The sequence below is a fragment of the Salipaludibacillus aurantiacus genome, from assembly GCF_900111295.1.
In the GTDB taxonomy this organism is placed as follows: Bacteria; Bacillota; Bacilli; order Bacillales; family Salisediminibacteriaceae; genus Salipaludibacillus; species Salipaludibacillus aurantiacus.
In genome coordinates, this window is record NZ_FOGT01000004.1 from 289792 (window position 1) to 306932 (window position 17141).

17 protein-coding genes and 1 riboswitch are annotated in these 17141 nt (G+C 40.9%); of the genes, 10 read left to right on the forward strand and 7 right to left on the reverse strand.

What is annotated here, in order from left to right:
- Positions 1-44: 44 nt before the first annotated feature.
- Entirely contained in the window at positions 45-410 is a 366-nt protein-coding gene (locus BMW59_RS06820; protein ID WP_093049230.1) for a GAF domain-containing protein, read from the reverse strand.
- Positions 411-538: 128 nt separating this feature from the next.
- On the opposite strand from BMW59_RS06820, the gene BMW59_RS06825 reads away from it, so the two are divergent.
- The 6 genes from BMW59_RS06825 to BMW59_RS06850 all read left to right on the forward strand — a co-directional run bounded on the left by BMW59_RS06825 (position 539) and on the right by BMW59_RS06850 (position 6410).
- Positions 539-1411, forward strand: a complete 873-nt coding sequence (locus BMW59_RS06825; protein ID WP_093049233.1) for a DNA-3-methyladenine glycosylase family protein — start codon at positions 539-541, stop codon at positions 1409-1411.
- A 15-nt stretch (positions 1412-1426) separates the two neighbouring features.
- Positions 1427-2839 carry a 23S rRNA (uracil(1939)-C(5))-methyltransferase RlmD gene (gene rlmD / locus BMW59_RS06830; protein WP_093049236.1) on the forward strand — a complete coding sequence of 471 codons (1413 nt, stop codon included), beginning with the start codon at positions 1427-1429 and terminating at the stop codon, positions 2837-2839.
- A 170-nt stretch (positions 2840-3009) separates the two neighbouring features.
- A riboswitch (cyclic di-AMP (ydaO/yuaA leader) is annotated at positions 3010-3168 on the forward strand.
- Positions 3169-3228: 60 nt separating this feature from the next.
- Positions 3229-3891, forward strand: coding sequence for a potassium channel family protein (locus BMW59_RS06835; protein WP_093049239.1), 663 nt, complete (start codon positions 3229-3231; stop codon positions 3889-3891).
- 47 nt (positions 3892-3938) lie between these two features.
- Positions 3939-5306 carry a TrkH family potassium uptake protein gene (locus tag BMW59_RS06840; RefSeq protein WP_281244230.1) on the forward strand — a complete coding sequence of 456 codons (1368 nt, stop codon included), beginning with the start codon at positions 3939-3941 and terminating at the stop codon, positions 5304-5306.
- A 452-nt stretch (positions 5307-5758) separates the two neighbouring features.
- Complete coding sequence (locus BMW59_RS06845) at positions 5759-6148, forward strand: glucose starvation-inducible protein B (protein ID WP_281244231.1); 390 nt, start codon at positions 5759-5761, stop codon at positions 6146-6148.
- A gap of 85 nt (positions 6149-6233) precedes the next feature.
- The gene (locus BMW59_RS06850; protein ID WP_093049246.1) at positions 6234-6410 is read left to right on the forward strand and encodes a YjzC family protein; all 177 of its coding nucleotides are present in this window, start codon (positions 6234-6236) and stop codon (positions 6408-6410) included.
- Positions 6411-6693: 283 nt separating this feature from the next.
- Here BMW59_RS06850 and BMW59_RS06855 read toward each other — a convergent pair whose 3' ends face one another.
- Entirely contained in the window at positions 6694-7116 is a 423-nt protein-coding gene (locus BMW59_RS06855; RefSeq protein WP_093049249.1) for a CBS domain-containing protein, read from the reverse strand.
- Positions 7117-7491: 375 nt separating this feature from the next.
- On the opposite strand from BMW59_RS06855, the gene BMW59_RS06860 reads away from it, so the two are divergent.
- Positions 7492-8853 (forward strand): MATE family efflux transporter, encoded by a 1362-nt coding sequence (locus BMW59_RS06860; protein ID WP_093049252.1) that lies wholly within the window; start codon positions 7492-7494, stop codon positions 8851-8853.
- A gap of 11 nt (positions 8854-8864) precedes the next feature.
- Here the strand turns inward: BMW59_RS06860 and BMW59_RS06865 are convergent, their stop codons facing one another.
- From BMW59_RS06865 to BMW59_RS06875, 4 genes are all read right to left on the reverse strand, one after another.
- Positions 8865-10310 carry a DEAD/DEAH box helicase gene (locus tag BMW59_RS06865; protein ID WP_093049255.1) on the reverse strand — a complete coding sequence of 482 codons (1446 nt, stop codon included), beginning with the start codon at positions 10308-10310 and terminating at the stop codon, positions 8865-8867.
- A gap of 596 nt (positions 10311-10906) precedes the next feature.
- On the reverse strand, positions 10907-12421 hold the full coding sequence (locus tag BMW59_RS06870) for an FAD-dependent oxidoreductase (protein WP_245732979.1): 1515 nt from the start codon (positions 12419-12421) through the stop codon (positions 10907-10909).
- Positions 12422-12612: 191 nt separating this feature from the next.
- Positions 12613-12783, reverse strand: coding sequence for a hypothetical protein (locus tag BMW59_RS21590; RefSeq protein ID WP_177174222.1), 171 nt, complete (start codon positions 12781-12783; stop codon positions 12613-12615).
- A 209-nt stretch (positions 12784-12992) separates the two neighbouring features.
- Positions 12993-13760, reverse strand: coding sequence for a YqjF family protein (locus tag BMW59_RS06875; protein WP_093049258.1), 768 nt, complete (start codon positions 13758-13760; stop codon positions 12993-12995).
- A gap of 153 nt (positions 13761-13913) precedes the next feature.
- Here BMW59_RS06875 and BMW59_RS06880 point away from each other — a divergent pair, with 153 nt between their 5' ends.
- A complete protein-coding gene (locus BMW59_RS06880) occupies positions 13914-14720 on the forward strand; it encodes an alpha/beta fold hydrolase (protein WP_093049261.1) in 807 nt (268 codons plus the stop codon).
- A 76-nt stretch (positions 14721-14796) separates the two neighbouring features.
- On the opposite strand, the gene BMW59_RS06885 is transcribed toward BMW59_RS06880, so the two are convergent.
- On the reverse strand, positions 14797-15585 hold the full coding sequence (locus BMW59_RS06885; protein ID WP_093049264.1) for a hypothetical protein: 789 nt from the start codon (positions 15583-15585) through the stop codon (positions 14797-14799).
- Positions 15586-15801: 216 nt separating this feature from the next.
- On the opposite strand from BMW59_RS06885, the gene BMW59_RS22025 reads away from it, so the two are divergent.
- Positions 15802-15909, forward strand: a complete 108-nt coding sequence (locus BMW59_RS22025) for a putative holin-like toxin (protein ID WP_230896286.1) — start codon at positions 15802-15804, stop codon at positions 15907-15909.
- A 323-nt stretch (positions 15910-16232) separates the two neighbouring features.
- Positions 16233-17078: a FixH family protein gene (locus tag BMW59_RS06890; RefSeq protein WP_093049267.1), complete on the forward strand. Its 846-nt coding sequence runs from the start codon at positions 16233-16235 to the stop codon at positions 17076-17078.
- Positions 17079-17141: the final 63 nt, after the last annotated feature.

Here is a 17141-nt window from a genome sequence, read left to right on the forward strand (position 1 = left end):
ACTGGAAAGAGCTGGGGGGACAGACCCCCCAGCTCTTTCCAATTTTAATGGGCAAGGCTTAGTTCGCCTAACGCCTGAGCAATTGTTTCCAATGTTGAAACATCGGTTACGTCAAAAGCGATGGCTTCTTTGCTTCGTACGACCATAATTCCAACGGCTTCGTTTGAAGAGTTTTTTAAAGGAAATTTTAATTCCCCGTTTGCTTCCCATTCAAGATGGTCTTCCAGGTTAGATGCTGCCACAAGGCGCATTTCTTCCTGTCTTTCAAAGTAGTAAATTCCGACCCAGTCAATATAGGGCACATCCTCTTTTAATGATTCCGCAGTCGTTTGCAAAACCTCAGGAAGTTCTTTTCTCTTATATACTTTGGACATAATTTTCAAGGAAGCAATATCTGTAGCAATAGACATGTCAATCTCTCCTTACTGAATATCAAGTTCACTGCTATTTTAACAGACACAAAGCAGGGAGAGGCATTCCAAGTTAAGGAAACCTATGAAATATGATATGATTTGAAGGGAAGAAAGGCGGTGTCCCAATGGATAAGAAGATTAGGCCTAGTGGTCCATACAATTTTAGCCAGGCATTAAAAAGGCTGTCAATGGACCCTTTATTACACATAGATATGCAGAATGAAGAAATACGCATCCCCCTCTGGATAAAAGGTTATCCGGTGGTTGCTCATATGAAGCAGACTGGCACCTTTGAAGAGCCGTGTTTTCATATAAAGGCAGGAACCCACTCTTCAGTGACTGCTGACGAAATCGTTGACCAGCTGTCTCACCTTTTCCACTGGCATATTCCATTGGAGGAAATAGCCGATTTTTTCAGAGATAAAGAATTAAACAGGCTGTTTGACCAGTTTCGCGGAACACCTTTTGTCTGCGACTTTCAACTTTACGGCTGTTTAATGAAACTCATTATTCATCAGCAATTAAACATGGCATTTGCTTTTACACTTTCATCACGATTTGTAAAAACTTTCGGTTTTGATGAAGACGGCGTATGGTTTTATCCGACACCTGAAACTGTCAGCCGGCTTCATCCGGATCAACTGAAGGAATTACAGTTCAGCCAGCGAAAAGCCGAATATGTGATAGATACATCTAAACTTCTTGCAGAAGGGAACCTTAACTTGGAAGAAGTGGCTTTAATGCCGGATGAAGAGGTTATTAAATCGCTTGTAAAAATCCGCGGTATTGGCCCCTGGACAGCAGAAAATTTCCTTATGTTCGGATTAGGCAGGATGGATCTTTTTCCGGTCCAGGATATTGGCATTCAAAATGCCATGAAAAAGTATTACAATTGGGAAGCGAAACCCACACATGCGGTGATGCTTGAAAAGTCAAAGGAATGGAAACCATATAGAACATATGCGACACTTTACTTGTGGGAAAGTATTGAAACATAAATTGAGGTGTAACGAGTGAAAGAACGGAAGAAGGCCGGCGGGCCGAAAACTGAACTGAAAATTAAAAAAGGCCAGCGTTTCCCTGTGACAATCAAACGAATGGGAATCGACGGCGAAGGAGTAGGGTTCTTTAAGCGTCAAGTCGTGTTTGTTCCCGGCGCCTGGCCAGGGGAAGAAGTTGTATGTGAAGCAGTAAAAGTCTCCCATCAATTCGCGACAGCTAAAATTGTAAAAGTGAGGCGGAAATCTGAAGAACGGCAGACTCCGCCGTGCGCTGTCTATAATGAATGCGGCGGCTGCCAGCTTCAGCACGTGAGCTACAGCGCCCAGCTTCGTGAAAAAAAAGATGTCGTTCGCCAGGCATTCGAAAGGTACACGTCTATTAATCTTGATAAAATTGACTTCAAGGATACTATTGGAATGGAAGACCCGTGGTACTACAGAAATAAAAGCCAGATGCAAACCGGGCTGCACAACGGTAAGGTGATTGCCGGGCTTTACAGCACCAACAGCCATAAGCTGATTGACATACCGGAATGTATCGTCCAGCACCCGCAGACGAATAAGGTTACCCGGACAGTCAAACAAATCGTCCAGGATTTGAAAATCCCCGTTTATAATGAAAAAAAACATAAAGGATTTTTACGCACAATTGTTACCAGGATAGGATTCAAAACAGGTGAATGGCAGCTTGCTTTAGTCACAAAAGAAAAAGAATTCCCCCGGAAGGAATTATTTTTAGAGGAGCTTAAACGGAGGCTCCCGGATGTCACTTCAGTCATTCAAAATGTTAACCCGGAAAAAACATCGCTCGTTTTCGGTGACGAAACGTTCGTCCTGTACGGAAAAGAAAAACTTGAAGAAAAACTGGGCGACTTTACTTTTCATCTGTCTGCCAGGGCATTTTTCCAGCTGAATCCTGTTCAGACAGAAAAACTTTACGATGAAGTAAAGAAAGCCGCACAATTAAGCGGAAAAGAGAATGTAGTTGACGCATACTGCGGTGTTGGTACAATCGGTCTCTGGGTAGCAGACAAAGCGAAAGAGCTCCGCGGAATGGATATCATACAAGAGTCCATTTCAGATGCTCGTAAAAACGCAACAAACCACGGGATTGATCATGCCACGTATGAAACGGGAAAGGCGGAAACATGGCTTCCGAAATGGGAAAAGCAAGGATGGAAAGCGGATGTGGTCATTGTGGATCCGCCTCGTACCGGGCTTGACGCCTCACTCATCGACACGCTGCTTAGAACAAAGCCTGAGCGGATTGTGTATGTCTCATGTAATCCGTCAACGTTGGCGAAAAATGTAAAAGAACTCTCTAAAGGAGGCTATAAACTTAAAAGCCTTCAGCCCGTGGACATGTTTCCTCAAACGGCCCAGGTGGAGTGCGTGGCACAGCTGGTCTTAAAAAGTAATCAATAAATTTAATTCTGCTCATTTAATAATTTATAGGTATGTTAAAATAATCTGTTGGTTATTTTTTCCTAGGAGTGGCTCCATGAGGTCACTCTTATTTTTATATTTAAAAGGTTGAAAAATATACATTGACAAAAAAGAAAGAGAGGAGTAAATTACTTTTATAATTACATACTAACCTTAAATCGCTGAATTTGTTTTGTGGAACAAAGCGGGGGAACCAAAAGTGGCAAACAGGGGTATGACTTGTTTGTCTTGGGGTGAATCTAATTAGAAGGGGTGCTCTCAACTCCTAATCCGACAGCTAACTTCGTAAGCGTTTCAAGAGAGAAGGTTTTTAATTAAAGACCTTTTTTAGAAGAGTCTTTTTTTTGTGTGAAAAGGGGATGGAAGCAATGAATCAAAAAAAACAGTTTGTTGTTATTGGGCTGGGCCGTTTTGGCGGCAGCGTATGTAAAGAATTAATACAACAGGGTAATGAAGTGCTCGCTATGGATATGGATGAACAAAAAGTCAGTGACTATTCTAAAATAGCAACACATGCAGTAGTTGCCGACTCGACTGATGAGCCGACTTTAATGTCACTTGGTATACGAAACTTCGATGTAGCAGTGGTGGCGATTGGAGACAACCTTCAAGCAAGTATTTTGACTACTCTTTTATTAAAAGAAATTGGAGTAAATAATATATGGGTAAAAGCAAAGAACAATTACCACCAGAAGGTACTTGAAAAAATCGGGGCTGACAGAGTCATCCACCCTGAGAGCGATATGGGAAGAAGAATAGCACAGCAATTATCTGATGAAAACGTGATAGATTTTATAGAATTATCATTAGATTACAGTATTGTGGAATTAATAGCGGTTCAAAAACTGGATGGGAAAACATTGATTGAATTGGACATTAGGGGCCGGTATGGTATTACTGTTTTAGCCATAAAGAGCGGTGACGAGATTAATGTCTCTCCAGAACCTGACTATCAGATAACAGCAGGAGAACTTCTCATTGTTATCGGACATAATAAAGATATTAAACGGTTTGAAAATGAAGCGATGTAATATACAAATCCGGAGGCCATATTTTTAATTAACAAATTCTTTGACGAATGAAGGTATGTTATATGTTAAACGCTGGAGAAAATAAATCCGTTAAATTATCCTCAGTTCAAATAATTGTGTTGTTTTATGCTGGTGCAGTTCTTATTTCATGCATTTTATTAAGTCTGCCAATTGCTTTAAAACCGGGTGTAACCTGGACATTTATTGATTTATTATTTACTTCAGTCAGTGCAGTAAGCGTCACAGGGTTAACAGTCGTGAATACAGCTGAGACTTTCAGCGGGCCTGGTGTCTTCATCTTAGCGTTTATTCTGCAATTTGGCGGGATAGGTATAATGACTTTAGGAACGTTTATCTGGGTCATTTTAGGAAAAAAAATTAGTTTTAGAGATAGACAGCTTATGATGATTGATCACAACAGAAGCGCTTTTTCCGGCTTAGTCAGGTTAATGCTTCAAATACTGACACTGTTTTTGATTATCGAGGCTATTGGGACAGTCATTCTTGGTATATATTTTCTAAATTATTTTCCTACCTGGCATGAGGCATTTATTCAAGGTTTTTTTGGTTCAGTGAGCGCTGCAACTAATGCCGGTTTTGATATAACAGGCGAATCTTTGGAACCTTTTGCTAATGACTATTTTGTTCAGACAATAAATATACTTTTGTTAATATTCGGGGCTATCGGCTTTCCTGTTTTAATAGAAGTAAAAGAAATGCTTACAAAGCCAAAAAATGAAAAATTCCGTTTTTCATTATTCACTAAAATTACAACGATTACTTTTTTTTCTTTGGCTTTTATTGGTACGGTGCTTATTTATGTATTTGATAAAAATCATTTCTTTGCCGGTAAAACTTGGCATGAAACTGTTTTTTATGCCTTATTCCAATCAGTGACTACCAGGAATGGCGGGCTTGCTACAATGGATGTCAGTGAGTTTACAGAAGCCACGCAAATGGTCCAAAGTGCATTAATGTTTATAGGGGCTTCTCCCAGCAGTGTAGGGGGTGGAATCAGAACCACAACTTTTGCAATTGCTGTTTTGGCTATAATTTCATTCGCCCGAGGCCGGCAGTCTGTAAAACTGTTCGGACGAGAACTGCACATGGAAGACATTACAAAGTCTTTTATCGTCGTATCAGTTGCTATTATGCTTTGGGGCTCAGCAATTATTTTATTAACTCATTTAGAGTCTTTCCCTCTTATGGCAGTGGTATACGAGGTCAGTTCAGCATTCGGTACTACAGGCTTATCCATGGGGATCACCTCGGAATTGAGTACAGCGGGTAAATTAATTATTATCATGTTAATGTTTATTGGAAGGATAGGTATTTTCTCATTTTTATTCCTGATTCGAGGGACGACTGCTGTGGAACCATTCCATTATCCAAAGGAGAGAGTCATCATTGGATAATGTGGTGGGTAAATATCTTAATACGAAAGACTAATTATGGCCTGAATTACCCTTATTAAAAGAAGCAGGAATAAACAAGAATAACCCAGGCAGAAATTATTTTGCTGTCTTGGGTTCTTTTTTTATAGATAATAGTATTTTAAGACCTGCGCCTTATTATAATTTTGTTCTAAATTTACTTTTATAGGGATTAAGAAGGGTGTGGAAAAAATGAAATAAGAAAAAGCCTGTGATTCCAGGAAATAGACGCCAGGGAATATCATCCTAAAAAATTCCAGTTTGATTTATTTTTATTACTTTCATGGTTCGAAATCCTCTTTTAGTGTTACAAATCTATTAAAAGAATAACTAAAAACTTACAAAAAAGGAGGTTTAAGAAAAACTCGGTTTAAAGAGAAGGACAAGTTGGAATATGTAGTAATGTAACATCAAAATTTAAGGAGGTTTTCAAATTGGCTAACAATCAAAATCAAGGAAATATGAGCAGAGAAGAAGCAGGACGCAAAGGCGGAGAAGAAACCAGCAGAAAATACGATCAAGAGCATTTCGAAAACATCGGTCAAAAAGGTGGCGAAACCACCAGCGAAAAATATGACCAGGAACATTTCGAAAACATTGGCCAAAAGGGCGGAGAAACGACAAGCAAAGATCAAGACAATAACTTCTATAAGGATATCGGCCAAAAAGGTGGAGAAACTACCAGCGAAGAGCATGGCCAGAAGCACTATCAGAACATCGGTCAAAAAGGCGGAGAAACAACAAGCGAGAAATATGGCGAAGAGCACTATGAAAAGATTGGAAAAAAAGGCGGCCGTAACTCTGGAAATGGTTCAAGCAATTAATCATTACGACCGCATAAGAGAATTAAACCGATAGTTTGTTCTGGCAAACAAACTACCACCATCATTATAACGGAGGTGCTTAGAGATGGCAAACGAACAATATAAAACTGGCGAAAAAGCGCCAGAGAGCGGAAACTATAAAGTTGACCAGCTTGTAAACGGCAACTCCAGTACGGATAATTCAGAAATTAATTTAAGTGAAGGTGACCAATTCCCGCCTTCTCCGGGAGAAAATGAGGCGGCCTATTGGGTAAAAGCTTAAGCTAAATAATTTATATAAACTGGTCCCCCTTGAGGTTTATCAAGGGGGACTTTGATTTGTGTCTGTGGCAAAAACCTCTGATAAGTGTACCGGAGTACTTTGAAGATACATATCTTTTAATCGTTAATAAGTCGCGCTCCGTAATCTTACACCCATACTGGTTTTAGTGACAAACGAAAAAGATTAAGAACAGCCTGCAGCGGTACAAAGTGTGACTATAAGAGACATAAAAAAGGAGAAAGCGGATTTCCCGCGTTCTCCTTCTAAAATCTAATAGCTTTTATTAGTTGTTCCCTTCACCTTTGGAAATTTCGCTTATAATATTTCCGGCAGTTTGTTCAGCATTCTCTACGCCTAAGTCGCCGAGAGTGACGACACCTTTAATATTGTCGTTTTCCAGCACTAACAGTCTTTTAATCCGGTGATCCTGCATGATTTTGGCAGCTTCCTCGACATCCATGTCCGGGTGGCCGGTGACGATGTTTTCGGTCATTATATCCTGGGCTTTCACATGTTCAGGAGAGCCTTTAGCTAATCCTTTAACTACAATATCTCTGTCTGTTACAACACCGGAACATTTATCGTTGTCTACTACCGGAATGAATCCGACATCTTCTTCTTTCATTTTTTTTGCCATAGTAGCCAGGTTATCGTAAGAGTTGCAGTACTCCACGTTTGAAGTCATATACTCTTTCAATTGTGCCATTCACAAATCACCCTTTCTTAAAAGTGTATATTCTTCTTTTACCATACAGATAAGGAGTCAAACTAAAAATTGGTTAATATTACAAACATTTTTTCCGGGTTTCAACCAGGTTAATCTCATATAAAATAGAGGTTACACATAAGTCAGCTACAGTTTTTTATAAGAGCCTCACACAGAAAAAGTTTATTTATTTACGAGAAACGTACTGAATGATTTTCTAACTATGAGAAAATTATCAGGTTGGATGGTATGATAGATTCAATCTCATTTTTTTAGCAGGTTTTGCTGAATTCCAGAACGGGAGTGTTAAACTTTTAACAGCCTGCAGGGAACAGAGCCAAAAAAGATAGAAATAATTAATACGGGTGAAATGAAATGGAACATGTGAATACGAGACAAGAAAAAGTACAGTTATTTTTAAAAATATTATGGCCAATCATGGTCACACAGGTTAGTTTGTTTGCGATGAATCTGGTAGATACGATGATGTCCGGAAGAGTGGGAACAGACGACTTAGCTGGGGTCGCAATTGGATCCAGTTTATGGATGCCTGTTTTTACTGGAATTAATGGCATCCTGTTAGCCGTCACCACGATCGTCGCCCATCTCGTCGGGAGCGGCAGAAGCGATAAAATTACTGAATCCGTTACCCAGGCGATGTATTTAGCTATGGTCCTTGCTTTTTTAGTCGTAATGGGCGGAGTGCTGTTTCTTCAGCCTCTCTTATCGATAATGAATTTAACACCGGAGGTTAACCATATTTCATTCGGTTACTTAGTCGGGTTAGCCTTTGGAATTATTCCTCTGTTCCTGGCAAGCGTGCTGAGGAATTTCTTTGACGGGCAGGGATTCACGCGCATCACGATGCTAATAATTATAGCTGCAGTGCCTTTTAATATTCTATTAAACTACGGTTTTATTTTCGGTAACTTTGGTCTTCCAGCTCTGGGTGGAATCGGGGCGGGTTATGCCACAGCAGCCACGTACTGGATTATCCTCTTCTTCAGCGCCTGGATGACATTTAAAGTGCCGGCTATCAGGCATTTCCGTCTTTTTAAGACCTGGATGAAACCATCATGGGTTAAATGGAAAGAACAATTATCTATAGGTATACCGATCGGCCTCTCGATCTTTTTTGAGTCGAGCATCTTTTCAGTTGTGACGTTACTCATGGGGGTGATGTTTACAACGGTAACGATTGCTGCCCACCAGATCGCCCTGAGTTTTACCTCACTGATTTTTATGATTCCATTAAGCATCTCCATGGCATTGACCATTGTAGTCGGTTTTTCTGTAGGGGGAGGGAGACTGCAGTCGGCTAAACAATACGGACGCCTTGGGGTATTAGGAGGTATCGGATTTTTAGCTGTCGGTGCGGTTTTTCTCTACTTCTTCCGAGAGGAAATTGCATATTTGTATACTGAAGACCGCGATGTGGTTGTTATGGCAGGGCATTTCTTTATTATTGCCATTGTCTATCAGCTGTCCGATGCCGCCCAATCCGGCCTCCAAGGGGTGCTGAGAGGATATAAAGACGTGAAAGTTCCTTTTATAACCGCCTTTACTTCTTACTGGGTCATTGGCATACCCGCAGGCTATTATTTAGCCGCATTTACCGCACTAGGCCCATTCGGACTTTGGGTGGGGATCACTTTAGGTCTGACCTGTGCGGCCATCGGATTTTTCGTCCGGCTGCAAATTATTCAGCGGCGTATTGAATTGCAGAGTAACAGGTAGGTGTCTGCCTGTTACTTTCTTGCTATATGAACCTTTAATTTTTTCCCTTTAACGGTTCTGTTTTTCATCTCCTGCAAAACTGCCGGGCCTTTTCCGTTCAGAATATCAATATAAGTCATACGCTCCTGAATGCTTATTATTCCAATATCGTCAGCTGAAATGCCCTGAATATTTGTAAGAGTACCAACGAAATCGACAGGTCTCAGCTTCTTTTGCTTCCCGCCGTTAAAATACAGTTTAGTGATGTTTTCGTTCAGCTGAGCACTTTTGTCTTTTTTGAGGGGCGCCTGTTTACTCATTTTAGCTGCAAAGGCTTGTCTGTGTTTAGTCACTTCTGCTTCAGAAGGAGGGCAAGCTGTATTTATAGATAAGCCTGTAAAACGTTCAATTTCACCTATACCAGGGGATTCTTCTTCCGTATAAAAAGTGACTGCTTTACCTTTTTTACCTGCTCGGCCGGTGCGTCCTGTGCGGTGCACATAACTCTCTTTTTCATAAGGCATGTCATAATTAATCACAAGAGAAATGTCTTCTATATCGATTCCTCTGGCTGCCACATTAGTGGCAATTAAGTAGCGGAATTCTCCCCGTTTAAATTCATTCATTACAGAAAAACGGTCTCCCTGGGTCATACCGCCGTGGATTTTTTCGCATGAATACCCCGATTGATTCAAAAAGCTCAGCACGTCATCCACTCTTTCCTGAGTGTTGCAGAAAACAATGCAGCTGTCAGGGTTTTCAACAATAGAGATATTTTTTAACATAGACAACTTATTTTCATTAGTCACTTCGATAAATGAATGGGCAATATGCTCCATGGTTTCACCGGTTTCTTTTGCTGCAATTTCAATTGGATTGTTCATATACTTCCGGGTAAGCTCTTCAACATCTTCAGGGATCGTTGCTGAATAAAGGGAGGTTACTCTGTTTTGAGGCAATTCTTTTATAATTGATTCAACCTGGTCAATAAATCCCATGTTAAGCATTTCGTCCGCTTCATCAATTACTGTGAATTTTATATTGTCGAGAAGAAGAGTCCCTTTCAGTATATGGTCATAAACTCTTCCCGGAGTCCCGATGACGACATGTGTTTTTTGCTTTAGTTCCAGCTGTTGATTTTTGAGCGGTTGTTGTCCGATGAGAACCGTAGCCTTGATACGTTTAAACCTGCCGATATTCGTTATATCTTCTTTTATTTGAACAGCAAGTTCCCGGGTCGGTGTCAGAATCAGCGCCTGTGGTTTATTTTCTTCCCATTCCGCCAGTTCACAGACCGGTATGCCGAAAGAGGCTGTTTTTCCGCTGCCTGTTTGAGATTTGACTACAAGATCTTTCTTCTTCAGAGCGGAAGGGATGACTTTTTCCTGAACCTCGGTAGGGTGCTGATAATTTAAATCTTTCAGCGCCCGTTTAATCTCTTCACTTAATCCAAATTTATTAAAAGTATCTGTATTCATGATTAACCCTCATTTTACTTTATATTTTGTTCTTTATTATTTCCGAAGTAGGTTTTAAATCATTAACTCTTTTTGAAATGCTCTATTAATATTTATTGTTGATTTTGAAAAAACGAGACGCCTGCGGGAAAAGCAAGAGCTGAAGATCCATCGGGGTGTTTTTCCCCGATTAGCTGAAGCCTTGCCCGCGGCAAGCGAGTGTTTATTAAAAAATCAACATTTATCTATAACAGAGTCTTTGAAAAAACCTGCTCGTTAAATTTACCAGTAATAGTGACATAAAGAAAGCTAATTTATGAGTGGAGCATTTTTGTAAAGAATGTAGGGAATTTGTTTTTTAAAGAGAGAGTCAGATAATAATGATTCAAAGTTACTGATAGAAGAGGGATATTCGCCGATTGGACCTCTATTTTCGCCGATAGAGACAATATTCCGCTGATTAAATTCAATTTTAAATGATTGAACAGCTCCTGTTCTGAAATCACTGCCCTTATTCTTTTTAAATTAAGTATAAAAGCGAAAAACCGAACAAATATATCGCAAGATTTGTTCGGTTCCCTTTAATAGTTCCTATTCTTTTGTGCCAGTTTAAGGTTTTAATCATCTAATTTTTCGAGAGGTTTAGTTGCAGGCCCTTCAATTACCGATCCGTCTGGTTCAAATCGTGAACCGTGGCAAGGGCAGTCCCAGGATCTTTCAGCATTGTTCCAAGCAAGGTCGCATCCCATATGAGTACAGGTCGGTTTCACCAGGTTCAGGTTGCCATCCAGATCTTTGTAGGCTCCGGCTTTTTCTTTATCAGCCTGGACAAGGGCTCCTTCTCCGCGGCCAAGTTCGTCAAGTTCAGCGTCTTTTCTGTTAAACTTGCCTTTGAAAAATTCTTTTCCTACCGTTGCATTTTCTTTTAAGGCATTTTTTGTATCTTCTCCCGGATGAAATCTGTCCGGAGTGAACAGGTCAGCATACCGGTTCTCGTTGCCGCTGATTAAGTCAGAAATTATTAGGGAGGCTGCCGTTCCATTTGTCATCCCCCATTTAGCGAACCCGGTTGCCATAAATATATTTGTATCTTTGTCGTTGACAGGTCCAATATAAGGCATCATATCAAGCGTCATAATATCCTGGGAAGACCAGCGGTAAGGAACGTCTGAGACCCCAAAATGCTCTTCAGCATAAGAGTAAAGGGTGTTATAGCTCTCAAGCGGGTTTTCGTGCTGGCCGGTTGGATGCCCTTCGCCTCCGATAATGAGAAGCTTTTCACCATCTTCATTCATTGTGTACCTTATCGAACGTTTCGGTTCTTCCGCATTAATATACATCCCCTCAGGAATGTCAGTTGTTTTAACGGCAATTGAATAAGAACGTTCAATATGCTGCCTGGCAAAAAAACCTCGCTCAAAGTCTTTAAACGGATAATGAGTAGCCATTACCACATACTTCGATGTAACAGAGTGGCCGCTCTCAGTGAGGACCTTTGGCTGCTCCCCTTTAATTATGTCGACTGCCCTTGTATTTTCAAAGATAGGCGTGTTGTTCTCTTTTAGATAAGCTACCAGGGGCAATAAGTATTTCACAGGATGGAAATGTGCCTGGCCGTTCATTTTAAGAGCAGAAGTTACAGGGAAGGGGAGCGGAATGCTGTCGGTGAGGCCTCCGTCTATCCCAAGTGTTTCATACGCTTTTGCCTCTTTCTGTAATGTTTCATCCCCCTTATCAGTGGTGCTGTAAATATAAGCGTCCTGACGGGAGAAATCACAGGAAATATTATGTTCTTTAATCACACTTTCAATAAACTTTAAAGCTTCCTCGTTCGCCTCATAGTAACGTTTAGCGTTATCTTCGCCAAACGTATCAATAAAGTAATCATAATTTACTCCGTGCTGGGATGTAATTTTAGCCGTCGTATGGCCTGTAGTTCCCTCGATGAGTCTGCCGGCTTCTATCATAACCACTTTATAACCTTGTTTAACAAGAGAGTAAGCGGCAGTAATTCCTGTAATTCCTGAACCGATAACGGTGACATCTGCATTCATATTTTCAGAGAGGGCGGGGAAACTGTCCATTTCTAAATCTCTCCACAGAGATTTGGTGTCAGATTGAAAAGTATTCAATGTGTAACCTCCTTTTTAAGTATGGCAGTATAATGCAAATCCACAACATGCTAATGAAAAGCATTCGGAGGCCTCCGCATTAACTGCTTCTTATTTCCATGATTTAATCATAGAAAAGGGACTGAATAGGTAAATTCAGTCCCTTTCACTCCGTCTTCCCTTAAAGGAATAGTGAAAAAACTGAGGTGAGCTTAATCATTCTTTCCCTCAAAGTCATCAGGGTTCTTCTCGGTATTATCTTTATTTTTTTCTTTATCTGCTACTTCACGTTGAGGGTCTAAATCCCGCTTAGGGTCTTTTTCTTTGAATTTCTGCTCTGGTGAATCACTGTTGCCCTTTTCAAATTTCTTGTTGTCTGCCATATCTATCCCTCCTGCATGTGGTTTATTACTCCCATTCCTCCTATAGCCGTTCAGTTAAACATCCTGTGAGGGTGTTTTGTTACAGAATTATCAACCCCCGCGGCCCTCCTTATTATTTTTGACGGGGTATGCTGACCGCAATTGTCGAGATTCTTTAACCAAGTGTGGGTCAGCAGATTAAATAAGTGGGACAGAAATATATAAAGCGCCTATCTGTTTAGGGATCTGTATTTTAAATTTCTTAATTCATCAAAGTCTGTTTCAGCGACTCCATATTTTTCAAAGGGATAAAACCTCACTTTTTTAGTTTTACAAAATTGAATGAGGGGCTCTTTTTTAAACGCGGAAGGGTCTGTGAAGTCAGTTAGTTCTTTCATTTTCCAGTCTGCTTCAGCTTTCTGTAAATCCCACGGCGTGTGGTAAATCGGCCCTTTATAAATATTGTTTCCTTTCAACGTCCATAAACAGTATCTCTCAACAAGCCATTCTGTAAGAGAACCTCTTTCGGCGTAATAACGTTTTTCAGAGAGCGGGCGGTACTTTACCGATAAGCGTGCTTCCGGATAACCTCCGTGAGTCCGCCGGCTTTCAAAATACCGCCACTCTTTATTGTTTTCAAATGTCATATCCGCTTTAATATAAGGTAAAGAAAAGACCGTTCTTGCCCCCCGGACAGCTACGGGGCTGTCGGCATCAAGTGAGAAAAAATATACTCCCGGCTCATCATTAAAATTAACGTATGTTCTTACATTCAGCTCAAGAAACGAACTGAAAGGGATTTGGCCTGGCATGCCTCTCGGGCCGTTTCCATTTGCTTCAAACAGCACAACGCTGACCCAGGCTTGCCCATCGTATGTTTCAATCTCAAACGGGGGAGGAACATAAGGTCTTAAAGCCTCGTAAGGCACAGGCCAGTGCATGAAGAGCAAATTGTCCCAAACTTGTCTGGCTATCCAGGGCCATTTTCTTTTTCTCATTGCCGCTTCCTCCTAACAACTGTGTTTTCTGTTCTTTGCCCCTTTTTATCAGGTTAAAAACAGATTTTATCTTTTATTGCCTATCTTCTTACTATAATATTTAACGCAGGAAGAGATTAACAAAACGACTATACACAAGGAGGGAACAGGTTAGTGATACGTGTAAATGGTGTACGGCTGAATTTAAAATTTTACGGGGAGGGGGAGCCGGTCATTCTATTGCACGGGCTGGGAGGGTCTTTAGAAGGAATGGCTACGCTTGCTAAGGGCCTTATGGACAAATACAGAGTGATAGCGTACGATTGCCGCGGCCACGGGAGAAGCGAAAAGCCGGCGGTCTATTCACTTGAGGACCATGCTAAGGATCTCATCGGACTGGTTGATTATTTTGGGTATGAAAAAGTAAAAGCTGTTGGTTTTTCGATGGGAAGCTATATAACTATGAATGCAGCCGCTATCCACCCTGACCGTTTTGAAAAAATGGTTCTGATTGCCCCTAAAATAAAAGGGGATATGTCTTCGGTGGAAAGGCTGTTAAATGAACAAGGGCTGAACGCCCTCACAGCTTCTCCTTTACAGCGGTACCTTGTCTTGAGAAAAGCAGCCTTTTCACCAGACACCTCTTTTGTTAAAAAATTAAAGCTTATGTGCCTTGCCGGCTCTTCAAAATTAACCCGGTGCCAGTCGTCCGCTGCCGCAGAAGCTCTGCGGGGATTTGATTTAAGGCAGAGGCTTTCTGACATCACTGTCAAAACACTTGTTTGTTCAGGGAAGCATGATGGAATAAACCCTCCTTCAGACGGTGAAGAAACAGCAGCACTTTTACCAGAAGCTCAATTTGTTTTATTCAAAAACTCAGGGCATCACATTATCATTGAAGAGGAGAAACGCTGTTTAACTATCATTAGGAAGTTTTTTGAAGGTAGAACTTTACCTTTTAGCGGAGAAGTCCCTGAATAAACATAAGAGGCTGAAGGGTTTAAGCAGGAGGAGCTTTCCGGCAGAGAACCAGACAGACGTCACTGCCGGAAAGAGATTAGTAGGGGTAGCGCAGGTCTTTAAGTTCCTGTTTTCTAATATCATCTTTAAAATTTCTGTATTTATCTTTCGTAAGTTTAAGCATTTTTTCAGGATTTTTGTGTTTGACCACAGGCAGGTTCTCAAGTTCGTGGCGCATATTTTCCTCGTTCTGAAGGAGCTGAAAATAGAACACCCGATGGTTCTGTTTAAGTTTATCCCACAGTTCTTCTTCTTTCATCGCTTTGACCCACTGATTCAGGCAGTCTGTATTCTCAGCTGTTTCTCTCATAATTTCATAATGGAGCACTTCCAGGCTCGCACTTGTATGGATGGCTAATTCAAGCTCTTCTTCTGTCAATGGCTGGCCTTTCTTCTGAAGTTCAGCTAATTTAGCGAAGAAATCAGCGTACAGGTTTTTAAAGTACGTCTGTTTATCATAAAGTGACTGAATCAGAGCGTGGCCTTCTTCAAGAGCTTCTGAATATACTTGTTCAGATAAAGCTAAAGGAGCTGTAAAAAAATCATCATTTATAGAGACCCTTACTTTTCCTGTGACATGGATATGATTCATCAGCCTGTAAAATTGAAAAAGAGGTTTGTGAGCCTTCCTGGCATCACTTTCTGCTTCCTCTTTTTTATTATCAGAAAGAACTGCCATTCCTTGTAAATTAGAAAATTTTAAATAACTTATTAAGAAGTAAAACGTGCCGTTTATTTCCCACGGCAGCGTATTAACTGATATTTTTTCAAATAGTTTTTTAAACTTTCGTGCCCGCTTCCGCACTGTGTAGACAGATTTTTCCATGCTGACTCACCTTTCCTGTTATAAAGGATATACTGTTCTATTTATATTGGCTCTGTCACTAGCCATTAAATTCTAGGAAAACAATGGATTATATTCCTAAATTTAAATTTGTGAACATAGTTTTATAGAAATACGAACGTACGTTTGCTATAATAGGTAATGCAACTATATAAAGCAAGGTGGCGGCTGAGCCCTCTAAGAAAGGGGGTGAGGCTTATGACGTCATACGAAGCATTAAGTCTAATTTCGCAGTTCAGTCTCGTGCTGATTGCGGTCCTCACATTATTCGTAACCATTGTCGTCTATATGCACAAAAAGAAATAGCCACCCTGCAGCCAAACAAAGGTGACTATTTCCAATAGCACTTGAAAATGTTGGTCAGCCGCTGTTGACGCGGCATATGGTTGCTCAGGCCGGGCGTTGCCGCGCCCGGTCTTTTCAGCATATCTCATGTTACTGTTATTATACATTAAACACAGCTTTTATGGCAATCGGGTTATAAAGCTCTCAATACCCGCAGACGTTGTGAAATGTAGGTGAAGTTTGGTTCATAATATAGTATTTCTTTTTAAAATTAGGTATGATCACTTTGAACATATTAATACTATCTTTAAAGGATAAAGTATAAATTGTGGGGTGGGAAAGTTATGAAAAATGTATGGTTTACCGCTTTTATAATTAGTTTATCATTCATTTTGGCAGCTTGCGGCCAGTCAGAGACAGAGAGTGAAAACAATGGGCCTGTCAGTGTGAACGATATCAATACTGAACAGCTTGAAGTGGAGCTGATTATTCCGGACACAGCGGATCCCGGCGATGAAGTCTCTCTTGAAGCTCTGGTGACTCAAGGCGATGAAAAAGTAGACGATGCCAGCGAAGTCATTTTTGAAGTATGGATTGACGGACAGAAAAGTGACAGTGATATGATTGAAGCAGATTATCCTGGTGAGGAAGGAAGGTATGAGGTCACTTATGAATTCACCGAGGAAGAGGTTTATATGGTTCAGCCTCATGTCACCGCACGAGGCATGCATGTGATGCCGGTTGGAGAAATCGTGGTGGGCGATGCCGAGCCTCGGAAAGAAGACGGAAATAACGAGGTCCAGGAAAATAATGGAGATCATAACCACGGGCACACAAATGAAGAAAACGATCATGGGCATAACCATGAAGACGGCAGACACGACGATGGGCAACTTCACGAAGCTATGTCAGTTGACTGGAAAACTGAACAGCCGATACAGGCAGGTGAAGAAACCTCCTTACGTATAGAAGCAGAGTGGGAAGAAAGTACTTGGAGCGGCGGGGAGGTTCAGTTTGAAATTTGGACGCATGGAGATGAGCGCAGGGAATGGTTTGAAGCTGAGGAAACTGAAGAAGGTATTTATGAGGTGAACCATTCCTTTGATGAACCTGGAGAGTATCACGTGATGGTCCATCTTGAAGATGATGAGATTCATGAACACATTCAATTTATGGCAGACGTTGAGTAGAGGATTAAGTCATTCTCCCGAAAGGCCAGCAAGCCCCTCACATTTCAGATCTGAAATGAGGGG

Coding starts and splice junctions, on each gene's coding strand:
- BMW59_RS06820 (WP_093049230.1), bottom strand. CDS start 410: ATGTCTATTGCTACAGATATTGCTTCCTTGAAAATTATGTCCAAAGTA.
- BMW59_RS06860 (WP_093049252.1), top strand. CDS start 7,492: ATGGAACATGTGAATACGAGACAAGAAAAAGTACAGTTATTTTTAAAA.
- BMW59_RS06890 (WP_093049267.1), top strand. CDS start 16,233: ATGAAAAATGTATGGTTTACCGCTTTTATAATTAGTTTATCATTCATT.
- BMW59_RS21590 (WP_177174222.1), bottom strand. CDS start 12,783: ATGGCAGACAACAAGAAATTTGAAAAGGGCAACAGTGATTCACCAGAG.
- BMW59_RS06850 (WP_093049246.1), top strand. CDS start 6,234: ATGGCAAACGAACAATATAAAACTGGCGAAAAAGCGCCAGAGAGCGGA.
- BMW59_RS06840 (WP_281244230.1), top strand. CDS start 3,939: ATGAAGGTATGTTATATGTTAAACGCTGGAGAAAATAAATCCGTTAAA.
- BMW59_RS06885 (WP_093049264.1), bottom strand. CDS start 15,585: ATGGAAAAATCTGTCTACACAGTGCGGAAGCGGGCACGAAAGTTTAAA.
- BMW59_RS06875 (WP_093049258.1), bottom strand. CDS start 13,760: ATGAGAAAAAGAAAATGGCCCTGGATAGCCAGACAAGTTTGGGACAAT.
- BMW59_RS22025 (WP_230896286.1), top strand. CDS start 15,802: ATGACGTCATACGAAGCATTAAGTCTAATTTCGCAGTTCAGTCTCGTG.
- BMW59_RS06865 (WP_093049255.1), bottom strand. CDS start 10,310: ATGAATACAGATACTTTTAATAAATTTGGATTAAGTGAAGAGATTAAA.
- BMW59_RS06855 (WP_093049249.1), bottom strand. CDS start 7,116: ATGGCACAATTGAAAGAGTATATGACTTCAAACGTGGAGTACTGCAAC.
- BMW59_RS06835 (WP_093049239.1), top strand. CDS start 3,229: ATGAATCAAAAAAAACAGTTTGTTGTTATTGGGCTGGGCCGTTTTGGC.
- BMW59_RS06825 (WP_093049233.1), top strand. CDS start 539: ATGGATAAGAAGATTAGGCCTAGTGGTCCATACAATTTTAGCCAGGCA.